The 22,217-nt window shown below is 47.6% G+C and carries 18 protein-coding genes; 3 read left to right on the forward strand and 15 right to left on the reverse strand.

What is annotated here, in order from left to right:
• Positions 1–30 precede the first annotated feature (30 nt).
• The gene (locus HII30_RS09430) at positions 31–882 is read right to left on the reverse strand and encodes an MBL fold metallo-hydrolase (protein ID WP_169504778.1); all 852 of its coding nucleotides are present in this window, start codon (positions 880–882) and stop codon (positions 31–33) included.
• 112 nt (positions 883–994) lie between these two features.
• Here HII30_RS09430 and HII30_RS09435 point away from each other — a divergent pair, with 112 nt between their 5' ends.
• Both HII30_RS09435 and HII30_RS09440 read left to right on the forward strand, forming a co-directional pair.
• Positions 995–1,918: a J domain-containing protein gene (locus tag HII30_RS09435; protein ID WP_169504779.1), complete on the forward strand. Its 924-nt coding sequence runs from the start codon at positions 995–997 to the stop codon at positions 1,916–1,918.
• 55 nt (positions 1,919–1,973) lie between these two features.
• The gene (locus tag HII30_RS09440) at positions 1,974–2,840 is read left to right on the forward strand and encodes a DegV family protein (RefSeq protein ID WP_169504780.1); all 867 of its coding nucleotides are present in this window, start codon (positions 1,974–1,976) and stop codon (positions 2,838–2,840) included.
• An 87-nt stretch (positions 2,841–2,927) separates the two neighbouring features.
• Here HII30_RS09440 and HII30_RS09445 read toward each other — a convergent pair whose 3' ends face one another.
• The 8 genes from HII30_RS09445 to HII30_RS09480 all read right to left on the reverse strand — a co-directional run bounded on the left by HII30_RS09445 (position 2,928) and on the right by HII30_RS09480 (position 9,928).
• The gene (locus HII30_RS09445; protein WP_169504781.1) at positions 2,928–5,210 is read right to left on the reverse strand and encodes a PAS domain-containing protein; all 2,283 of its coding nucleotides are present in this window, start codon (positions 5,208–5,210) and stop codon (positions 2,928–2,930) included.
• A gap of 309 nt (positions 5,211–5,519) precedes the next feature.
• Positions 5,520–5,909 carry a response regulator gene (locus tag HII30_RS09450; protein ID WP_169504782.1) on the reverse strand — a complete coding sequence of 130 codons (390 nt, stop codon included), beginning with the start codon at positions 5,907–5,909 and terminating at the stop codon, positions 5,520–5,522.
• Between the two features lie 133 nt (positions 5,910–6,042).
• A complete protein-coding gene (locus tag HII30_RS09455) occupies positions 6,043–6,717 on the reverse strand; it encodes a Na-translocating system protein MpsC family protein (protein ID WP_169504783.1) in 675 nt (224 codons plus the stop codon).
• Positions 6,718–6,892: 175 nt separating this feature from the next.
• On the reverse strand, positions 6,893–7,870 hold the full coding sequence (gene glpX / locus HII30_RS09460; RefSeq protein WP_169504784.1) for a class II fructose-bisphosphatase: 978 nt from the start codon (positions 7,868–7,870) through the stop codon (positions 6,893–6,895).
• Between the two features lie 19 nt (positions 7,871–7,889).
• A complete protein-coding gene (locus HII30_RS09465; protein WP_169504785.1) occupies positions 7,890–8,720 on the reverse strand; it encodes a pyruvate, water dikinase regulatory protein in 831 nt (276 codons plus the stop codon).
• Between the two features lie 13 nt (positions 8,721–8,733).
• Positions 8,734–9,351, reverse strand: coding sequence for a helix-turn-helix transcriptional regulator (locus tag HII30_RS09470; RefSeq protein WP_169504786.1), 618 nt, complete (start codon positions 9,349–9,351; stop codon positions 8,734–8,736).
• A gap of 23 nt (positions 9,352–9,374) precedes the next feature.
• A complete protein-coding gene (locus HII30_RS09475) occupies positions 9,375–9,557 on the reverse strand; it encodes a GapA-binding peptide SR1P (RefSeq protein ID WP_169504787.1) in 183 nt (60 codons plus the stop codon).
• Between the two features lie 188 nt (positions 9,558–9,745).
• Positions 9,746–9,928 carry a GapA-binding peptide SR1P gene (locus HII30_RS09480; RefSeq protein ID WP_169504788.1) on the reverse strand — a complete coding sequence of 61 codons (183 nt, stop codon included), beginning with the start codon at positions 9,926–9,928 and terminating at the stop codon, positions 9,746–9,748.
• A gap of 167 nt (positions 9,929–10,095) precedes the next feature.
• On the opposite strand from HII30_RS09480, the gene HII30_RS09485 reads away from it, so the two are divergent.
• Positions 10,096–11,049 carry a cation diffusion facilitator family transporter gene (locus HII30_RS09485; RefSeq protein ID WP_246246231.1) on the forward strand — a complete coding sequence of 318 codons (954 nt, stop codon included), beginning with the start codon at positions 10,096–10,098 and terminating at the stop codon, positions 11,047–11,049.
• Between the two features lie 89 nt (positions 11,050–11,138).
• On the opposite strand, the gene HII30_RS09490 is transcribed toward HII30_RS09485, so the two are convergent.
• From HII30_RS09490 to HII30_RS09520, 6 genes are all read right to left on the reverse strand, one after another.
• On the reverse strand, positions 11,139–12,938 hold the full coding sequence (locus tag HII30_RS09490; protein WP_169504790.1) for a S9 family peptidase: 1,800 nt from the start codon (positions 12,936–12,938) through the stop codon (positions 11,139–11,141).
• A gap of 140 nt (positions 12,939–13,078) precedes the next feature.
• Positions 13,079–13,495, reverse strand: a complete 417-nt coding sequence (locus HII30_RS21455; protein WP_211184514.1) for a collagen-like protein — start codon at positions 13,493–13,495, stop codon at positions 13,079–13,081.
• Positions 13,496–13,574: 79 nt separating this feature from the next.
• The gene (locus HII30_RS09505; protein WP_169504791.1) at positions 13,575–18,137 is read right to left on the reverse strand and encodes an S-layer homology domain-containing protein; all 4,563 of its coding nucleotides are present in this window, start codon (positions 18,135–18,137) and stop codon (positions 13,575–13,577) included.
• 203 nt (positions 18,138–18,340) lie between these two features.
• Positions 18,341–19,738, reverse strand: coding sequence for an extracellular solute-binding protein (locus HII30_RS09510; RefSeq protein ID WP_169504792.1), 1,398 nt, complete (start codon positions 19,736–19,738; stop codon positions 18,341–18,343).
• A gap of 193 nt (positions 19,739–19,931) precedes the next feature.
• Complete coding sequence (locus HII30_RS09515) at positions 19,932–20,573, reverse strand: ABC transporter ATP-binding protein (RefSeq protein WP_169504793.1); 642 nt, start codon at positions 20,571–20,573, stop codon at positions 19,932–19,934.
• Positions 20,570–22,216: an ABC transporter permease gene (locus HII30_RS09520; RefSeq protein WP_169504794.1), complete on the reverse strand. Its 1,647-nt coding sequence runs from the start codon at positions 22,214–22,216 to the stop codon at positions 20,570–20,572. Before HII30_RS09520 ends, HII30_RS09515 begins: the two co-directional genes overlap by 4 nt.
• Between the last annotated feature and the right edge of the window lies 1 nt (position 22,217).

The raw sequence follows: 22,217 nt of genomic DNA on the forward strand, positions 1-22,217 counted from the left end.
AGTACATCGAATTTCTTTTCAGCAAAAATGTTATGACCCTTTCACATAGATCAGCCGCTCTGTTCTGGCCATGACCTTGTTCCGCATATAGGGATAGTTCTCATAACAATAATCGATAAAATACCCCGGCTTCTCGCTGTTCATTGGAAACAGATCATAATGCAGAGGGATGGTCAAATCAAATCCGGCTTCATAGGCCAGATCCCCCGCTTCCCGGAAACCCATGTTCCCCACAATGCCCTTGCTGCGTCTGAATGCGTCTGCGCCGTTAATCGGCACCATCCCAATATCAACAGCTTGTTCCTGAAGACGCTCCAGCAGCCCCGGGTACACAACCGTATCCCCTGCATGGTAGATCATGACTCCGTTCATATCCAGCAGATATCCGACATACCTGTGTCCCTGGCCTTCCTGCTCATCCAGCTCTTCATGAGCGGCCGGTATAGCCTTAAGGCGAAATGAACCGTAATCCACCCACTCGTCGGTAAGTGCCGGACGGATTCGCGCTTCAGGTATCCGGACTTCCAGCATGACATTATGACAGCAGACCGGTGCGGTAAACACACTTTCCGGACACTGCTCTGCTATAACCGATAATGTGTCGGGATCCAAATGATCGGAATGTTCATGGGTGATCAGCACAAAAGAAGCTTGCGTGATATCCTGGGGTGCGAGCGGAGGCGGAAAAGCTCTGCTTGAAGTTCCCTCTCCTGATGAATAGTAAGGATCAATATAGATGGTGGTATCTCCCCCTTTTACGACAACACTCTCCTGTCCAAGAAACCAGATGGCTGCCGTTCCATAGGGAACCACTGTGGTTCTGATTTCTTCCATCAGCTCATGGCCTGTTCTTTGACTTCGGGCTTCATTGCGGTTTGTCATCCTTCAACTTCCCTTCCTTCCTTTTCTAAAGATCATTTCGTTTGTACTCTATCAGTTTTACACATATACTTATAGAAGGAAACGCTCACAGTATAGAAGAGGTGACTAGTAAATGGATCAAATGAAGCAAGCTTACGAGAAGCTGGGTCTCCCCGAGACAGCCACCCGTGAAGAGCTGGACGACCGCTATACGCTTCTCATGCGTCAAGCCCGTTCGGAGCAGCGCCGAAATCCGGATCAGGCAGAGGAAACCGAAGCCCGTTTCAGTGAGATGACAAAGGCTTACCGATTTATTTTAGAAGAAGAGAAACGGATATCCCTCGAAGAAATCAGCCGGCAAAAATACAGCAAATTCAGAGGCTTCGCCGGACCCGCAGAGAAGATAGAACATTTTTTCCGTTATTATAGATATCATCTGCTTGGAGGCCTGGCGCTGCTGGGGCTTGCTGTATATATCGTTATTAGTGTGTTCAATTACCGTGCAGAACAGGAACGCCTGGCCAAGCTGCCGCCTGTGGATCTGTCGGTGATGTTTCTGGGCAGCTTTATGCTGCCGGACAATGGAAATGATACGGAGCCAATTGAGAAGGCAATCCTGGAGCAGTTCCCGGAGTGGAAGCGGGTTGCTGTCAATGTAACCTACGTGCCGCCGCTGAATTCCAATAATCCGAATGATGCAGCGATGCTGCAGAAAGCGATGATTATGCTTACCTCGGAGCGCCCGGATCTGTATATTACCGATCAGAACGCCTATAATTGGGTCGGACACCAGGGGATTTTCCAGGACCTCGAGGATGAAATCAATAATGAGCTAAAAGATTCTGCTTCCCCTGACCTTCTCGTTACAGATCAACTGGAGGAGGATACCTCAGAAAAGGTCTATGCGGTAAACATTCAGGACAGCCCGCTTACAGAGCAGCTGCCGATTGCGAAACAGGACAACGAGAGCTTGATCGCCGGAATCAGCGGGGCCACCGAAAAAGATCAGAATGCCCTTCTGTTTCTCAAGAGATATCTTGAAGCCGACTTGAAATAATGGCTAATCTTGCTATAATAAAAAGAATTTGAGAGTACGGAAAAGGGAGATGTTCATGTCTGGAAAAATAAAAATATTTGCTGACAGCACCTGTGATTTGCCGCCTGCCTGGATTGAAGAGCACGACATTGGCATTGTACCCCTTTATGTGGTATTTGGGGACGAGTCGCTGCGGGACGGCATCGATATCACGCCCGTTGAACTTTATGCCAAAGTTGAAGAAACGGGCGCTCTCCCTAAGACTGCGGCACCTTCACCTGCCGATTTCATTGCTGCATTCAGCCCTTACGTAGACCAGGGAGACCAAATTCTATATATTAGTCTATCTTCAGAACTTTCATCTACCTACCAGAACGCACGGATTGCTTCAGAAGAAATGCCGCCAGGCAAGGTTACGGTCATTGATTCCAGGAACTTGTCCAGCGGGATCGGGCTTCTAGTCATGAAAGCGGTCCAAGCTGTGAAGGAAGGGACAGAGCTCCCGAAGATCGTGGATCATTTGACCAGTTATGTCGATCAGGTAGAATGTGAATTTGTCATTGATACCCTGGATTATCTGTATAAAGGCGGACGCTGTTCCGGCATGCAGAATCTGATTGGCAGCCTGCTTAAGATCAGACCTGTCATTAAAGTCGTCAACGGGGTTATGACACCGGCTTACAAAGTCAGAGGCAAGAAAGAAAAAGCACTGGATCAGATGCTCGCCAATGCGCTGGCCCAGGCAGAAGATATGGATAAAGATCTCATTATAGTCGTACATACGATGGCCGAGTCTGAAGCTCGAATGCTGCAAAAGGCACTTCAGGAGAAGACAGGCGCAAGGCATGTAGCTCTATCCACAGCGGGATGCGTCATCTGCAGTCACTGTGGACCGCAGACGGTCGGGCTCATGTATACCAAGAAAATCAGCAGTACCGGATGAGAAATCAACAACACATAGCTTAAAACAAGGCGGTGCAGAGATAATATCCCTGCACCGCCTTGTTTGCTATTATATATTGCTTCCTGCTCATTCCCTGACCGGAATCACCGGCAGCAGAAATTGAAAGGTACTTCCTTCCCCTTCCTGACTCTCTACAAAGATCGAACCACCCATCAGCTCTACCAGCTGTTTGCAGATTGCCAAGCCAAGGCCAGTTCCCCCATATTTGCGGTTAATTCCCGGATGAAGCTGTGAGAAGGATTTAAACAGCTGGTCCAGCTTGTTTGCAGGGACACCGACACCGGTATCGCTGATCGAGAATTTTAGCGTCAGCTTCCCGTTTGTATGCTGTGTGACCGGCTCAACCAACAGATGAACCTCTCCTTGTTCAGTAAACTTGACAGCATTGCCGACCAGATTGACCAGAATCTGTTTGATCCGCTGTGCGTCAGCCTCGACCTTCTCAGGCAGTCCTTCCCCGATATGATAGGAAAGCCGCAGGCCCTTTACTGCAGCCTGCTGCTGGAACAGACCCATAACATAATGAATCAGCTCCTGCAGTTCAAAGACAGAGGGCACCAGCTGCATTTTGCCTGCTTCAATTTTGCTGAAATCCAATATATCATTCAGAATCGTGAGCAGAGAATCGGAACTGTTTCGCAGAATTTCCGCATACGACTGCTGTTCCTCTGTCAAGCCGCTGTCCATCAGCAGATCCGCCATACCGATCATCCCGTTCATCGGGGTCCGGATTTCGTGACTCATCATCGCCAGAAATTCAGATTTGGCCTGTGCAGTCCGCTCTGCCGACTCCTTCGCCTTCAAAATTTCTCTCTCTGTTGTAATATCATGAAAGACCACTACCACTCCCTGAATTTCATCTTTATCAAAAATGGGATTGGTACGGTATTCCACCAGGAAGCTGGATCCGTCTTTACGCCAGAACACATCTTCCTTAACAATACGTGGATGTCCGTCCTGGAGCGTATTAAATATCGGGCAGTCTTTGAGATCATGATGGAGCCCATCTGCAGTAGTATGATGCATCACATCGTGCATGTTCGCTCCTATAAATTCCTCTGTTGTATATCCCAGCATTTTAACAGCTGCAGGGTTCACGAAAATAGCTTTTCCATCCCGGTCCAAACCGTAGATGCCTTCCATCACGGAATTCAAGATCAAACTATGACGGTCACTAAGCTCCTCCATTTGCTGAAGATGAATAATCCGCTCTGTTATATCCAGCGCTATCCCGTATACGCCGACAATGTTTCCGTTAACGATGATGGGTACATTAGTAACATGAATCCGCCGTTCGTCTCCATCTTTACGAATGATGGAACATTCATAATATTGGGGTTTGCCCTCTCTGGCCAGATTAAAGTGCGATGCGGTATAAGACAGATCTGAATCCCTTACTAACTGATGAAAGCTCATGGATTTCAGTTCCTCTTCCGTATAACCGGTCAGGGCTTCCATCTGCTGATTGACCGACTGGTAGTTCCCTTCCAGATCAAAAGAATATACACTGGACGGATTATAATCGAATAGAGATTTATAGCGCTGTTCACTCTCGGCTAGCAGACGCTGCGCCGCCCTTTTCTCTGTAATATCACGGGAAATTGCAACAATCTGCCTGGCATTGCCTTCTGTGTCGTAGCTGAAACGACCTGTGCTTTCAAACCAGATGTATCTGCCATTTTTGTGACGGACACGGTAAGTTACAGTGTACACACCTTCGCTTGTCAAAATTGTCTTAAGATAATCTTCCACTTCATTCAAATCATCCGGATGGTAGTATTCGTAAGCGCTGGTTCCGATCAACTCTCCCGGAGTATACCCCAGCAGGTTGATACAGGACGGTGATGCATAGGTATAACGCAAAAGCCCCCCCGGTTCATGCATGGAGATAAAATCCAGAGAATGATCTGTAATAATTCTGAATTTGTTTTCTATCTCCCATAATCGGGATTCTGCCCGTTTTTGCTCAGTAATGTCATGTGATATGCCATATAATCCAACCGTCTCATTGGCAACAATGATCGGAACATAGGTAACCTGTGCATTTCGAATTTCACCGCTTTTATGCTTGAACAATATTTCCAGATGCTGCGGACATCCGTTTAATGATTCTTTAATTTTCTCTGCACGGTTCTCCTCCGTAGCTTCACATATCAAGTCTCCGGGAACCAGCTTCAAAAATTCCTCTCGGCTGTATCCGGTTAATTGCTCAGTAGACCGGTTTACATCAAGATAAACTCCATCAGTATCCATAATATATATGGCGTCAGGATGGTTTTCATATAAAGACCGGTAAGCGCTGCCCTCGGATATCAATTGCTCTAAAACCCGGCTTTTTTCATGGCTCAACTCAGCTTCATTCCTCTCCGAAGTATTACCATAGAGAATATAACATATTTTGTGATCTTTATCGCTGGAAAAACATCATAATTCCTTCCAAAAAATAAAACATACCCCTTTTCAGAAAAGGTATGCTCTATTTATATACTCATTTAACATTACACGAATTTAACGCCAAATAAACTTCTTTTAAATACCTGCCGCCACAAGATTAAGAATCCTGTGCCGGACAGCAAAAAGAACGGTTTGCACCGTTCTCTACTGTATCTATCAGCCTTTGCGGCCGCTATGTTGTTAGCTCCTGCCTCACTCGCCGTATTAACTCAGTTCTGCTTCCTCGCTTGCAAGCAACTGCTCCAACAGTTTCATAAACTGTACCGCACGGATCGGTTTGGTCACATATTCTGTGAACCCCGCTTCTAGTCCGCGTTCAATATCGGCTTTTTCAGCAAATGAGCTTAGTGCGATAACGGGAATAGTACAGGTTTGTTCGTGCTGCTTCAAGCGTTCCAAAGCTTCAAATCCATTGATTCCCGGGAGCTGGATATCCATAATAATCAAATCAATCCGCTCCGTTAAGGCAATCTCGATTCCTTCTTCCGCCGTGACCGCTTCTCTGAGCACAACACCCTGCAGTCTTTTGATGACATGACGCATCACCTGCATATTCAACCGGTTATCCTCGACACATAGCACGCTCAAAGTCAAATCATCAACCTCCTCCTAAACAGAAAAAAGCCAAAAAGAACCTGTTAGGCTCTTTTTTGGCTCATAGCCGATCCATTTTAAGAAATGTCCGGACGATTACCACCAAAATTTCAAATCTATGTCATCATGCATTTCAGTCAAAGATGTAAGCTGCAATCCCTTTGTCCCTCGTAAAATCCCAATCTACATAAACATCCGCCAGTTCTTTACCAACAAGTTCGCCTATTCGGATATCCTGTCCGAATACTCTCTTCTCAAGTTTACGCTTGGTAGTCTTGAGAACATCCTGGTAACCGAGATCAATCAATTCCTTCTCCAAAAGAATGAGAATGCCTTCGCGGACGATAATGAGAGTCCGGGGATTGATCCACCAGGAATGGATGCGTTCCGGGAGCTTCTGCACCCGTGCTGTGAGCTGTGCGACCTGGGCGTGAACTTCGGCTTGTCCGTCATAGGGTGGAGAAAAGTGAAAGGAGTTTTTAAATAATCCGACAATGATGCCTGTAGCATTATGAAGGCCCCAGTCATAATACATCTCTTCCACCTCAATACCTGTTTCAAGCTTCAGATAATGTGTTAATTCAGGTAGAAGGGATTTCATAAGCAATTCCCGGGTATAGCGAAATGCCTTTTCTTCCTCTTTACTAAGCAGAAATTTCTCAACTGGACCAATAAAATTCCGGATGTGCAGGGTTATGCATTGTTCACCGATTGAAACATATACGGATTCCGGACCCTTACCGAAACGATCCCTTAACAGCTTTCCCGTGAAGCTGGCAATCTGGTTGATTAAGGACTGGGTAATCAATATTTCACTCCTACTGACAAGATACCATAAATATATGAAGTCTCACTATCTATTGTAACGCTTATTGATGAGAATACAACCAATTGATTCAGTTTACTATAAATAAATAATAAAATACATGTTTTTTTGTACCATAAAACAATCCCCGGCCCAAATATGACCGGGGATTTCTGATTTAAGAGGAAACAGCTGCGTATATTGGATGAACGGATGGTTTTAATGTGTGGATACTGCGTATATAACGGACGGTTCGTGTGGACGAGTACATGATGACAGAATGCGTTTCGGCACGGCCCCGTGGAAGGAATCTTACACCCGGAAGAAAGTCTCCGGGGGTAACCCCGGTAGCGATGAACAGCACACCTTCTTTGCCGACCATATCTTCCATCCTTAACATCTGAGACGGGTTTTGAAGGCCCATGTTCTGGCAGCGCAGAACATCTTGCCGGCTCCCAGGAATCAGCTTGCCCTGTATTTCACCGCCCAGACATTGCAATGCGGCTGCAGCCAGGACACCTTCCGGAGCCCCCCCTGATCCGACATACAAGTCAACACCACTGTCCGTACACGTGTCTATAGCTCCCATCACATCGCCATGGCTCAGCAGCTTAATTCGTACGCCTGATGTTCTCAGAGCTGAAATCATCGGCTGATGCCGTTCCCGGTCCAGAATGGAGACCGTAATCTCTGATAAGGATTTACCTAGTATGCGGGAGGTTTTCGCGAGAGTTTCTTCGATAGGATCCTCCAGGCTCAGCTGTCCGGCAAGTGCTGGACCAACCGCGAGCTTATGCATGTAAATATCTGGAGCATGCAGCAAACTTCCCTGTGGTGCGGCAGCGATCACAGAAATAGCATTGTTCAAACCGTTAGCCACCGTCTCTGTTCCCTCCAGCGGATCTACAGCAATGTCCATCCGCGGCCCTTTTCTGCTGCCAATACGCTCTCCAATATACAGCATCGGCGCTTCATCCATTTCTCCTTCACCAATCACCACAACGCCATCCATCGCAACGGTATCGAAGTGCTGTCTCATGGCGGTGGTGGCTGCTCCATCTGCGCTGTTTTTGTCTCCCCTGCCCGTCCAACGGGCCGACTCCAGTGCTGCTTCCTCTGCTACCCTTACCAGATCTAGTGCCAGTTGACTCTCCACTATAAATCCCTCCCCAGCTTTATATTTTTGAAGTACTTCCTTCATGATTGAGTGAGCTAATAATTAATCCAGCCGTTTCTTCGATCGCTTTATCCGTGACATCAATAACAGGACATTGCAATTGACGAAACAGATTGTGGGCATACTGCAGCTCTTCCTGAATACGGTCGAGTGCCGTATACTGCACTTCATTCGGCAGTCCCATCACCTTCAACCGCTCTGTTCGAATTTTGAGCAGATGATGTGCATCCATGGTTAGACCGAACACTTTGCCAGTTGTGACTTCTGCCAGCTGTGATGGAATCGAAATTTCCGGAACGATCGGATAATTCACGGTTTTATACCCTTTATGAGCAAGAAACATGGATAACGGTGTCTTGGAGATCCGGGAAACACCCAGCAGAACAACATCTGCTTTCAGAATCGCACCCACATCTTTTCCGTCATCGTACTGCACCGCGAATTCCATCGCTTCCACCCGGCGAAAGTAGCTGTCATCCAGCCGGTGAAGCAGTCCCGGCATCCGCTTAGGATAGTCATTGAAGGTGTCAGCAATCGCCTGCATCATCGGCCCCATAATATCTACTGCACGTACATTCAGGCGAACTGCTTCTTCACGGATCACTTCACGCAGTTCCGGTTGAACCAGTGTATACGCGATCACCCCGTTTTTACTGGAAACTTCCTTCATGATCTGTACCACTTCATCTTCATCTCGTACATTCATATACCGCTTTACTTCAGCATGTTCGAGCTCAAACTGGCGAAGAGCTGCTTGAACGACTGCCTCAGCCGTTTCGCCAATTGAATCCGAGCATATTGCAATAAAATGAGCTGGTGACTGATTCATCCCATTCCTCCCACTACTCTTCTGAGACCATATCGAGCAACATTTTGATAATATTCGTTTTCGTTATGCGGCCCACTACTTTCCAGGCATCCGGGTTATCATCCTCAGATTTAATGACCACAGGCAGGCTGTCAATTTGGTGGCCGATGATCTTTCGTGCTGCCTCCAGAACCGTATCCTCCGGCTGTACAGTGGTCACATTGGCACGCCGGGTCATGATCAGGCTGACTGGCATGGACGAAGCTGTTGGATTGCCGAGCGTTACTTTCAGGAGGTCTTTCCGGGAGACGATTCCGGCGAGATGTCCGTCCGCATCGGTAACGATCAGGTTCCCTACATTTTCTAAAAACAGGGATACAACGGCTTCATGAATCGTTGTCGTCTCCCGGATAATGATGGGAGCACCATGCAGATCTCCTACCTTCATTTCTAACAGCCCTAATTTTTGTTCCCGCTCTGCCGTACCGCGATTACCCAGAAAATAACCCACTTTCGGTTTGGCATCAATATAATCCAGAATCACCAGCTTCGACAGGTCAGTACGCAGCGTGGCACGGCTTACATTCAGCATCTCCGCAATCTGGTCCCCGGTAATGGGAGCGTGCTTCTTTACGACATTAACAATTTCCATCTGTCTGGCTGTCAGTTCGATGTTTACCCCTCCTGTACAAACGTCTTCACCGCTCCACATGATCCTATTCCGCAGTATCCGTGAATGATTTTCACCCCGTTCGTAGGCAGCGAGCCGATCCACTTGCCGCATTTGGAGCAGATCACCTGCCCTAAATCATGGTTTACTCCCTTTACCTGTCCTGTATCGCTGGATAGCTTCTCCATGATTTCTCCTCCTTAACGGATTTTAATAATCATATTAAAAATAACATTTGCTATATAATACGTCATATATATTTAATATGCAACATTATTTAACCTGATTTTAAAAATAAAAACGTGTTTTTCCTGTATTTGCCCATTAAAAAGACGTACGGCTCGACTGCCGTACGTCTTTTTATTCCGCTGCTGTTTTACCACTCTTCCGAAATTCGGCTTTTGCACTCTTCCCGTCCGCATTGACTGTGAAAAATTTTTACTCCGTCCGTGGGCAGTGTATCAATCAGTTCATCACAACCGGCGCAGATCACCAGCCCCATATCCTTAGTTGGGTCGCCTTGGCTCTGCATCCCATCCAGGCCTGTTAGCGTTTTCATAACGTTCCTCCCTGGTTTTCGATTTGCGCTTGCTTATTTAATTATATTTTGGTGTAAATCATCTTATGCGAATATATTTGCAACCATGTTGAAATTCCGCAAGTATATCTCTAATGGAAAAAGAAAGATACATAAACGGAGGAATGACATTGAAACAGCTGACTCAAATGATCAAAAAGGGCAATACCTCATCCGGAATTGCTGCTCTGGGCAACACGGTTCTTGCAATCATCAAAGCCATCGCGGCAAGCATCAGCGGCAGCGGAACGATGTTTGCCTCGGCTATGCATTCGGTAGCGGATGCAATCAATCAAGGCTTTGTGTTTATTGGCAGTGTGCTTGCCGAGAAAAAACCGACCAAAAAATTTCCGACCGGTTTCGGAAGAGTCATCAACCTCTTCTGTATGGTAGCTGTCATTGTGGTTACCGTCATGGCTTATGAGACGATTCTCAAAGGCTTCAAGCTTCTGAAACATCCCGAGGACTCCACCAATTTCTTGCTGAACTTTATCGTTCTTCTTATTGCGGTTCTTATTGACGGCTCCATTCTGTTTAAGGCGATGAAAGAAATTGTAAAGGAGACCAAAGCAGACAGGACCGGAACAAGCCTAATCGCAGCAGCGTTCAAGAACGCCCGGCGTGCTGCCCCTCCTACGCGGCTGGTCTTTTATGAAGATATTGTTGCTACGCTTGGCGCACTGCTAGCACTGATTGCGGTCATCTTCGCTAATTTCTCAGATTTCAACCTGTTAGACGGGATCGCTACCATTCTTATCGGTTTCCTTATGGTTGGTGTAGCTTACAAGGTCGGTTACGATAATATGGTGGGATTGATCGGTGTTGCAGCGCCCCAAGATGTGGAGGAGAAGGTATCCGGTCTGATTTTATCCGATCGTGATGTGACCGATATCAGTCGGCTGCGCATACTACAGGAGGGCCGTACGTATCATGTGGAAGCCAACATCGAGCTTCGTAAAGGGATGACCCTCGAAGAAGCTACCCAGTCTAAGACACGGATTGCTGCAAAATTGATGTCTGACACTGATATTTCAGATGTGGTGCTGGGCGTCATTGAAGATGATGGCGTTAGACTATGGAATCCCAAATACGATCTGGAATAGCCAGCTTTCAGTTCGGTAACGAACTTATATTTTCTTAAAAAGGGGTGTCCTTTAGGCCGTTTTACGGCTTAAAGGACACCCCTTTCAGTTTATTTCACGCTGTGCCGGTCCAGGAACTCTGATATACGGGCATATGCGAGCTTTTCATTTTCTTTTTTAGTAATGCCATGGCCTTCATCTTCAAAGACCAGATACTCCACTTCCCTGCCTTTTTCACGCAATGCCTCAACGATTTGATCTGATTCCTCCTTGACCACACGCGGGTCATTTGCCCCCTGAATAATCAGCATAGGATTGACCATTTGGTCCAGATACGTAATCGGCGAATCCTTAATAAACCGTTCTCGATCCTGTTCAGGATCTCCAATCCAGCGCTGCATGATCGGCTTCCAATGTTCTGGCACCGAATTGTAAAACGTGAACAGGTTGCTCACGCCGACAATGTCGATGGCTGCCCGGAAATATTCGGGATTGCGTCCAGCCAGAAGCAGGGTCATATAGCCGCCATAACTGCCGCCCATAACGAAGAGTCGTTCTCTGCTGGAAATGCCCTGGCCAAACAACCACTCCATGCCGGCTAGACAGTCCTTTCGCGGTCCTTCTCCCCAGTCCTGCTCCACCATTTTGACAAAGGCACTGCCATAGCCCGTACTCCCCCGGAAATTGGGACAGAAAATATGATAACCACGGGCAAGGATGTATTGGAACATCGCCCGAAATTGCTTTTGTTCCGCAGCCTGCGGTCCGCCATGAGGCCAAAAGACCGTATTTCCGTTAGCCAGTTCATCCTTTGCACGATATAAAAGAGCTTCAATCTCCATTCCGTCAAAGGAGCTATAGGTTATGGTTTCCGGATAAACCAGATCCTCTTCCGCCAGTCCAGTCATCACGTTCCGGGTCAGCATATTCCAGGCTCCATCCCTATACCGGTAAATATTATGCGGTTTAACCGCTCCGCGTGCCAGCAGGTAGAGCTGTCCCGATTTACCCACAACGAGCTGCTCCACAATATCAGACGGCAGCGGGATCTGCGCCAGTGTTCCAGCTTCCAGATGATAGGCATACAGGCCGTCCTCCACACCCTTCTCTGTCACGATGTACAGTGTTCTGGATTCCTTGTGATATTTGATCGATTTTACACCTTCGTTTTCGAGCTGCATAAGGGGAGAAAACTGATGGGTATTCAGATTATATTCGGCGATATAACTATAGTCAGACTCATAGTCTGTCACGAATAATACGGTATCATTGTCCGTATACAGCGGGTCACCGGCCGTATGAACCACATCGGGTGAAGGTGTCAGAGAGTGGTCCTGGCCGTTGATACGACAGTAACTGATATAGTAGGTGTTAGCATACATTTTGGTATAAATAAAGCTGGTTTCATCGGGACTCACTGCTGCAAGCTCGGTCGCGGTATCCGTCCCTTCCAGAATCAGCTCGTCCTGCTTGGAATCCAGATGATAGATACGGCTGTTCAAAAACGATGGATTATCTCTGGATGTATTGTAATAAAGTCTCTTTCCATCCTCTGTAAGATGGGCAAAATATTGCTTGTCTTCCGGATCAGCATCTTCCAGAAGCGGCATGGGGGTTCCCCCGTTCCAGCGCAGTGCATGCAGCTGAAAATTTTCATTTCCATCATGATCAAAAGCAGCAAGAATATGCCGGCCCTCCGGGTCTGCCTTAATAAAACTGCACATCTGTCCATTGTAAGTGAGCGGATATGGAAATCCCCCGGCTTCCTCCAAATTCATAGCCCATATATTGTATTTGCCGTTCAGACTGCTGCTGAACATTAATCTTTTCTCATCCGAACTAAGGCCAAAGGTACGAATGACATAGGTTTGAAAATACTGTTCCACATCGGGTTTTGGAAACTGCAGCATAGAAGGTCCCTCCTGTATTCAAAAAAATATGTATGAAAATACATTATTTCATCCCTTTATTGTACCATTGCAGCATACGCATTACGAACATAAAGAAACCCGGCACCAGATGGCGCCGAGCTCTTACACATAGATGAAGCTTAGAAGAAGCAGGAGAAAGAGCTGATTCTTCTCAAATCAATACCAAAGTAATACCAGAAACGTCCCGACCAGCGAAAACCGGACACCGAATTGCGTCCCACAAAAATAGGATAGAACCAGAAGTTTTCTCCATTATTCAGCCAGACGTAAGTATTGCGGTACAGGCAGCCTCTGATGGCCCCGGGGTCCACAGCCATCACAGACGGAGACTGCTGTGGCTGAAAGGACGGCGGCGGCGCAGTAGGAGGTGACGTCGGTCCCAAACCTGATGGCGGGAACGGCCCTGGCCCGGGTGGTCCCGGTGGCGGTCCAGGTGGCCCTGGTGGCGGTCCCGGAGGTCCTGGAGGTCCAGGCGGCCCGGGCGGGCCCGGTGGTCCTGGAGGATTAAACGGTCCGAACGGTGGGAAAAAACCCATTTCATAACACTCCTTATTGAGTAGGCTAATACACAGTATGCCGGAGTGTTTGAAATGGTTTGGGCGAATGCCCCTGAAATTAATTCATCTTTAAGAAGTTAAAGATGGATTGCGAAGTTTCCGCCCGATTTGCAGCCATGCCTGGATCGAAAAGACTTTCGGCTCTACCCTGCATAAGTCCCATGGAGATCGCTTTATTCACCGCAGTTTGTGCCCACTCTGACACTTGACTGCTGTCAGCGTAACCAGAAAGGTCAGAATTGAGAGGAATGTCCTTTCCCGACATGGATTCAAATGCTCTGACCAGCAATACTGCCATTTGCTCACGGGTAATTTCTTCAGATGGAGCAAAGCTGTCCTGGGATACCCCTTGAATCCATCCGGCTTGTGCTGCTGCAGCAACTTCACCTGCATACCATGCATTGGCCGGAACATCATTGAATGAAGAATCAGCATTCACCGTTTGTACTCCGAGTGCTCTGACAAGCAGTGCAGTAAATTCAGCTCTTGTTGTTATTTTACGAGGCTCAAATGATTCATCTGTAATGCCCTTGACAATATGCTTTGCAGCAAGAATTTTCAGCGGACGGTAAGCCCAGTGTGTATTCGGTACATCATTAAAAGATTTGTTATATTCAAACACGCTGTAAGAACCGGCATGATCCAGCTTCAGCTGAATTCCTTCACGATCTGGCAGCACTTGGCCGCCCGCATAGTTCCACTGTCTGGTTTGCTTGTCAAGCTCATACACGCCAATGAGTTCCTCATCCACCTCATCACCGCGGTATTCCCATACCGCTTCAACAGGCTCCTCAAAGGCATTTAGTTGTTGTTCCTTACCGTCTAAACTGCGCAGGTAAAGATTAAAGTTCAGCACAGGGGATGCGGGTTTATATTCGTTCCCGCCCGGAGCCGGTATAGATGTCTGGACTTCTTCCATACTGATGACAAGTTGTGCGTTTGTGTTTTGTGGATCAAGCATTTTCAGCGCTTTCAAGACAGAAACAGGTATGCTTATGCTTCCCTGTTCAAACACAACATTAAGATCATGCTCACCCAGCCATTCATCAGCCTGGTTTGGAAGAACAGCAGCGGTTTTCCCTGCCTCCAGCTTGATCGTCACACTGCCGCCTGCGCTATTAGAATTCGGCCGAAGCTCTGCGGCACTCACTTCTTGTTCACCCTGTCCAACTGGCGTCCCCGCTCCAGGCAGAGATGGGTTCTGCGGATTAACAGGCGTTGACACTGGCGGGTTTGTTACCGGAGGATTTGGCGTTGAAGGCTCTTCTTCCTCTGGATCTTCTGCTGCTGTTACAGTAACTGTTACAGGATCTGTGGAAACAACCGCACTGTCCTGAACAACCGATGCGTAAATGCTGACAGTGCCTTCCTTCAGTCCCTGCAATACACCATCTTCTATAGAAGCCATCAATGGATCACTGACATGATACGTAATTTCTGTACCATCTGCATTGCCTGTCAAACCGTTCATGAGCTGCAGGGTAACAGGCAATTCTATGGACTTTCCGACTTCGACGGATGCGGACTCTGGGCTTATTGAAGCTCCGGTCATCCGCACAGGCAGTCTCATGAGCTGAGCACCATTTTTGTAATACACACTTCCGTCAGGTCCCAGCGCCATCACGTGCACATCAGCATCAATCAGCTTGTTGTAAGCCAATGTCTCAGGATCGAAGACAATAAGCTGTCTTCCGATCGTAGTATACAGCAATCCATCCGGTCCCCAGTAGAGGAAGAATGGGCGCCAGTCACTGGCCTTTTGGCCTGTTGTCAAAATTTCGTAGCGCAGGACTTCCTTCGTCTCCGGATCCATAACGAACAAGGCGGAGGAGTTGCTGGATTGCGGCGATTCTCCCCACATAATGCCGTACAGATTACCATCAGGTCCAATGCTCAGTTCGCCAATCATCTTCGGACTAAAGCCTGGTACATTAGGAATCAGCTCCGCCGTCTTCGTTGCGGATGCTACATCCCATTCAAACAGTTTGGCTTCTGTTTCCGTGATATCAATGCCCAGTCCTCCCCAGATCGAGGTTCCTCCGTACACTTTCCCCTCTTTATAAGCAAGACCGATAACACTCTGATTCTTAACAACGTCCTGGTACGTATTCCATTGGTCTGCAGGCTCGTTGTATACAGTAAGAGCTCCTGCAAGCTGCCCATAATCGGCAACCGAACCTACGAACAGATGATCATCCCCGCTCGTAAAAGTCATGGTTCTGCTCTGCATATTCGGAATATCGTGGAAGAATCCCGGATTCACTCCCAGATTGTAAGGCTGAGAAAGATCATAACGCCATATGACCGCTCCACCGTACAAGCCGAAGTATACTTTGTTGTTCAAGAATCCGGTGCTGGAGATTTGATGAGGCTCTTTTTCTTGTCTTTCAAAATAACCCTTGTTGTTATCGTAAATACTCATTGCTCCCTGGTAGCCGCCCATATAGAACTTGCCATCAGGCCCCAGCTCCATGGAGTTGATTTCGATACCGCTTTTCTCCACATCAGGCTGGTTGATATCCAGGGTGTGCGTTTGGGGATCGAATACCATATGATCCACTTCATTATTCAGTATGGACAGCACCTGGCGTCCTGCGTCAGGGCCTTCCGTCAGTTCCACCCAGTTCATGGTGATGAGCTGTTTGTCGGGCAGGGAGACTTTTGGCATTACAGGTGCCGTTTCGTTAGTCTCTCTGTTATAGGTCCATAATTCCGAGGTATGCTGGTTTCGGTAGTACATCAGTTCGCTATTATAAGGTGATGGCGGTGAAATTTTACCGTCTGAGGCATCATCATCTTCATATAAAAGACGCTTGACGGTGCTGTATTCTGTTTTGTCGTCTTCCTCGTTCATAATGAGCAGTGAAGTGCCGTGCGTAAGGTACATTTTCTTGTCATACACCACAATACTTGAGATACCTGCCCGGATTCCCGTGATCGGAGTCTTAATCTCCACCTTTTCACCCGTCTCACGGTCGATCCGGATCAAATGGCCAATCGTTGTAATGCCGGCATAAAAATATTTATCGGTGACACCGGAGCCTCGGACATATTCCTGCCCTGGCTTGAGCGTTCCGTAATCAAAGTACTCCCCGGTTTCAATATCGTATACGAATGCTTTGGAATCAGGGTAAGTAGATCCGTATATTTTCCCGTCAGAGCTGGCATCCAGGTCCCAGATCCATTTGTTGGACGGATTCTCTCCCAGACTCTCCAGCTTTTGCTCCGCTCTGTTGTAGCGGTACATAATCCCGGTTTTCGTTCCCGCTAAATAAGCATTGCCGTCTGATCCGACGGTTACTGCCCAGATAACATCCGTAGTAGGAATTGGAGCTGTAAACTTCACGCTGCCGGTCACTGCATCCAGAACGTAGAATTGTGCTGGAGCTCCGCTGGCTCCAAAATAAATTTCACCACTGCCGATGGCTCCGCCGTTCGTTTTCGCTACCACCGTAGCATCTCCAAGCGAAACCGGCTGACCGAATTCGGTCGGCATCGTTAAAACAGTGGCTTCCTCGAAGACCACATTATCGTAATAGGCTTCGACATTGACACTCGTTAGTCCGGAATACAGCAGGATCCGGGCTTTCACTGCTCCTTCAGGTGCCTTGCCTTCAACTCTAACCCGGTTCCACTCACCAAGTGGAGACTCCGCTCCTTGACTGATTGACCCTACTTCCCGGTTAGCTGTGTCATAAAATTTAATATAGATTCTGCCGGACCCTTCAGCGATGTACAGATCGGTGGATGCAGCATACGTCTTTCCTGCTGCAACATCCATATAGTCACTATAGGCTGTGACCGCACGGGAATTGTTGTTATCTGTAATTTTCAAGCTGCTGCTGCTGCCGCCTGCTGCCTGCTCCTGGCTGATCACAGCACCTGCGTTTTCGTTTGCCGGATTCGGACTTACCGTCCAGCCCTGAATATTGCCGCCAATAACCGGCTGTTCGAAGCCTGCATTGAGCGGAGAGCCTTCCTCCTCTTCATTCGTAACATATTTCACGGCTTGAATGTCATCATAATATCCTGAGAAAATATTGTCTTTATGTACATACAGAAACACAATCGCATACTTGGCTTCTGCAGGTACAGGCAGCGTATCTCCTCCCAGCTGTGTCCACTGTCCCGTTACGACCTCATCTGCCGGGATTTTAAATCTTGTATCTTTTAAAATTCGATTGGACTCAACGATCTGATCCGATTTGAAATATCGAACCCACATCTCTACCCCGCCGTTTGCATTTGTCGTGCTGAACTCATCCACATATACACTTGCGGTGACGTTTAGAATTTCACCTTCCTGGACTGCAAATGGTGTACTTTCTGCACCCACATTTTTCTTATCAACATTCAATGCAATGCTTCGATTACCAGATTGATACACCGACTCGCTGACCGACATGCCGGATGCGGTGCCGCCGCTCCAATATTTCCAGCCCTCCGGCCTTCCATTGACAATTTCGCCCTCAAAGTCTCCATTCACAATGTTAATCGGAACGATCTGGCTCTGCGCATCTCCATAAATCTGTCCCCCCTGGAAAGGCCACGGGGCCATGGTCAGCAGTAGTGCAGTGATGATCATAACTGATACTGCCTTGCTGAATGATGTTCTTCTCATTAATTCCTTCATCTCCCTGTTTCGTATTTGGTTCACACCTTGAATCCGCTTACAAGTTGACGTGTCATGATCACATCTTGATCACAACTAGATCATATCAGGTTGTTATTCATGCTACAACACCTGTGTTAACTATTTTATTAAGATCATCTTGAGATCATTTGAAAAGTTCAAAAAAATAGTCCTATATATTCATATAGGGACTATCTCTCCGATCGATATCCCGATTCCAGGATAGGCTGCAGGCGATCCCACACGGAATCGGCATCTTCCATACCTGCCCAGAACAGCTTCAATTCTTTACGGATGGTTATCATGTCACGGTTGTGAAGGTTTAAATCCCTCATAAATCGGAACGTCGGTATGATCTCACGATACATGTGGTATCGGGATGGCCGCTTCATCACTTCTTCTCCTGTCCATTCTGCCGCTCTTTCCAGGCTTGGAATCGAAAGTGTCTGTTTCCGGATTATCATCTGTGCTTCTGTGGAAAGCATGAAATCCAGCAGGAGGCGGGCTGCATTCTTTTCTTTTGATTTTGAATTGATAGCAAGGCCTGTCGTCAGCAGCAGCGTTTTAGGTTCATGAATCATGGGAAGAGGTGCGATATCATAATCGATTTCCCCATTTTTCATTTTATTGAGACTATAATATGTACATAAAATCATGGACACTTTGCCCCGCATGAACAGCTCTTCCACATCCGAATTACTTTCCGAGAAATGAAGTGGTGAATAAGGCTGGTTAACTACCAGATTCCGGCACAGTTCAATGCTGTCAATGAAGCGTTCCTTAGCTGATTTGCTGTTGTTTCCTGCTTCCCCAGATCGAAATCCGTTCTGCAGCAGCATTACAGGCCAGCGGTTGCTGGATTGCATGTGATAATAAAACCCGAAGCTGCCGTGATCTTCATTCAGCCTGGCCGCTGCTTGTCTCAGATCGTCCCATGTCCAGCTGCTGTTCGGCTCTGCCAGATGGCTTTGTGCAAAATGGGTCTTGTTGTAACCGAGTATTATGGGCGAGAACATAAAAGGGACTGCAAGCAAACGATTTTCATATGTAAATGCTTCTGCTATACATTTATAAATACCTGGTATAGGCACCAACTCGTCTAACAATTGAGATCCTGTTTCGTCCTGAAAGAAATCAAAATCACTATGATTGATCATCATGACATCCAGCCAGTCATTATCGATGTATTCCTGGACCGTCTTGAAATAAGGGTCGTACGGTAGAATCAGCGTCTGCACTTTAATATGAGGATACCGTATGTGAAACGCATTCAGGATTTCATTCAGCCGGGCTTCTCTCACCATGTTGTTGTAACAGCCCAATGTAATGGTCAGCATATCCCGATTCTGGGGATTCGCAACCTTGGCTCCGACTTTGGGAAGACGGGTGATTAATTTTTCCTCACTCAAAATATCCAGGCCTTTGCGGACAGAATTTTTACTAAGTCCGTATATCTGCCCCAGTTCCGAGTTAGACGGCAGCAGGTCGCCGATTCCGTACTTGCCGGTTACAATATGCTTCCTTAATGTATCCACCATGTATTCCAGTCTTTTATGAAACGTACTTCGTTGAGGTTTGTTTTCTGCCATCATTATGTACTCCTTTGCATGGTTCAACTCGTTCAGGTGACAAAAGATGATGTTTCTCCCTCATCTCCTTGATTTTTCCTGTACGCGTGAATCATATCATAACAAAATTCATCTCGTCTAATCATCAGGTCCGCAGACAGCAAAAAAAACCGGCTGAGCATGACTCGCACCGGCTGCTGTATGAATTTCAAGCTTATTGGCCTAACCGTATATAACGGTCACTCATATCCTCGACATCTGCCTGATCATGCGTGACAAACAAGCAGGTCATCCCTTCAGCTTTGACAATATCCCGAAGCTCACTACGTATAGACTGCTTAAGCTCAGCATCCAGGCTGCTGAACGGTTCATCCATCAATACCACACTTGGACGGGGTGCCATTGTGCGCGCCAGAGCAACCCGCTGCTGCTGACCGCCGCTGAGTTCATGGGGATAACGGTCTTCATAGCCCTTCAGCTGAATCAGTTCCATCAGCTCCTGCACTCTCTCCTGGCGTTTCTTGCGCGGCATACGATGCAGACCGAAGGCGATATTGCTGGCAACATTCATATGGGGGAAGAGCGCGTAATCCTGACTAACCATGCCGACCCCTCGGTGCTCAGGCTGGATAAAGGTCGACTTATCATTTACTGTTTTGTCATTAATACGGATTACTCCTGCTGACGGAACTTCAAGCCCTGCAATCAGGCGAAGCAGCGTGCTCTTTCCGTTGCCGCTGCTCCCGACAATACCGACAATCTCGCCCTGCTCTATGTTCAGGCACAGCTTTTGAATGACAGGCTTGGACTTACGATCATAACTGAATTCAAGCTGATCGATATCAACAACACTCATGTCTCCCACCTCTTGTCTAGATAATGAAGTACATATACGGAGATAAAGCTGATGCCGATGATGAGCAGAGAAGGAATAGCTGCCTCATGGATCTGCTCATTGTTGGCATACTGATAAGTTCTGGTGGACAGGGTTTCAAAATCAAACGGACGCAGCAGCAGTGCCAGCGGAAGCTCCTTGCAGATTTCAACAAAGGTTAGAATACAACCGCTGAGAACCGCTCCCTTAATTAAAGGGAGATCCACTCTCCAGAAGGTATACAGCCTGCTGCGTCCGAGCAACCGGGATGCTTCACTGTACCGGGTTCCGGTTTTTTCAAAGCCGACTTCCACCGCATTATAACCGGTAGCCATGAACCGGATCACATACCCGAAGATCAGCATGGCGGCCGTGAGGCTTAGTACGACAGGTGTTCCTTTTCCACCCAACAGGCGGTACACCTCACCATAAACCTGATCCAAGCTTAAAAATACACCGAGCACACCAATAGCGATAATGGCCCCGGGAATGGAATATCCGGCGATAACCGTTCTCGAGAGCAGTGCTGAGCCCCAGGAGCGAGAACGGGTTGCACTGCCGACAATGAGGGACAGCAGCATGATGATGACTGTGGAAACGGCAGCAGTATACAAAGTTCTTCCAATAAAGAACATGAACTGATCATTCCATACATCCTGATACGTCCACGTAGCCCACACGATCAGTTGAAGAATCGGTACAGCAAACGCGGCAGCCAGCACCACCATACCGAACAGAAGAACCGCTGTACCCTTTACACTGCCCAGCTTGATCGGCTGCAGCGGTTTGGATTTGCTCGTACTTGCGCTGTACTTCCGGTGGCGCCGGAGAACACGTTCGATCAAAAAGAACCCTGCAAGAATAACCATCAGCCAGGCCGCAAGGCGCATAGCGGAATTGACATCATACATACCGAACCAGGTTTTAAAAATGGCTGTGGTTACCGTCTGCAGTCCGAAATACTGGGTCACGCCGTAATCGCTCAACACTTCGAAGACGACCAGACTCAATCCGCCCACGATGGCCGGACGGCAGATCGGCATGGCCACCCAAAAGAAAATGGACATCCCGTTTCGCCCAAGAAGCCTTGCATTCTCAATATAGGAGGCACTCTGCCGCTCCAGAAAGGACCGTGTAACCAGATAAACATAAGGGTACAAAAACAGGGTAAATACAACCACGGCTCCGCGCATGGATGTCAAGGAAATCCAGTCCTGAGAGGGATGGAAGCCCCAGTTCCGCAGCGTTACCTGTACCACGCCAGTATAGCTGAACATCGTGCTGTACGTGTAGGCACCAATATATGGCGGTACAGCCAGAGGCAGTACCAAGGCCCAGCGGAGTATTTTTCTACCCGGAAAATCAAAAACAGTGACGAACCAGGCCAGACTGACACCCAGCAGTGTGGTCGTGATAGCTGTAATGAAGGTCAGCGTCAATGTCTCAATGACATAATCCTTGACCAGATATTCCTTAATATGAGCCCAATGCTCGCTCGGGGTTTCAAAGATCGATAGGAATACAAACAAAATAGGCAGCAGTATCACTGCTGCCCCCAAAATGCTGACGATCCACCAGCCATTAAGATTTCTCTTGATATATGCCTTGATCTGTCTGAAGGACATG

Origin of the sequence: Paenibacillus lemnae (assembly GCF_012933385.1) — a bacterium.
GTDB lineage: Bacteria > Bacillota > Bacilli > Paenibacillales > Paenibacillaceae > Paenibacillus_AQ > Paenibacillus_AQ lemnae.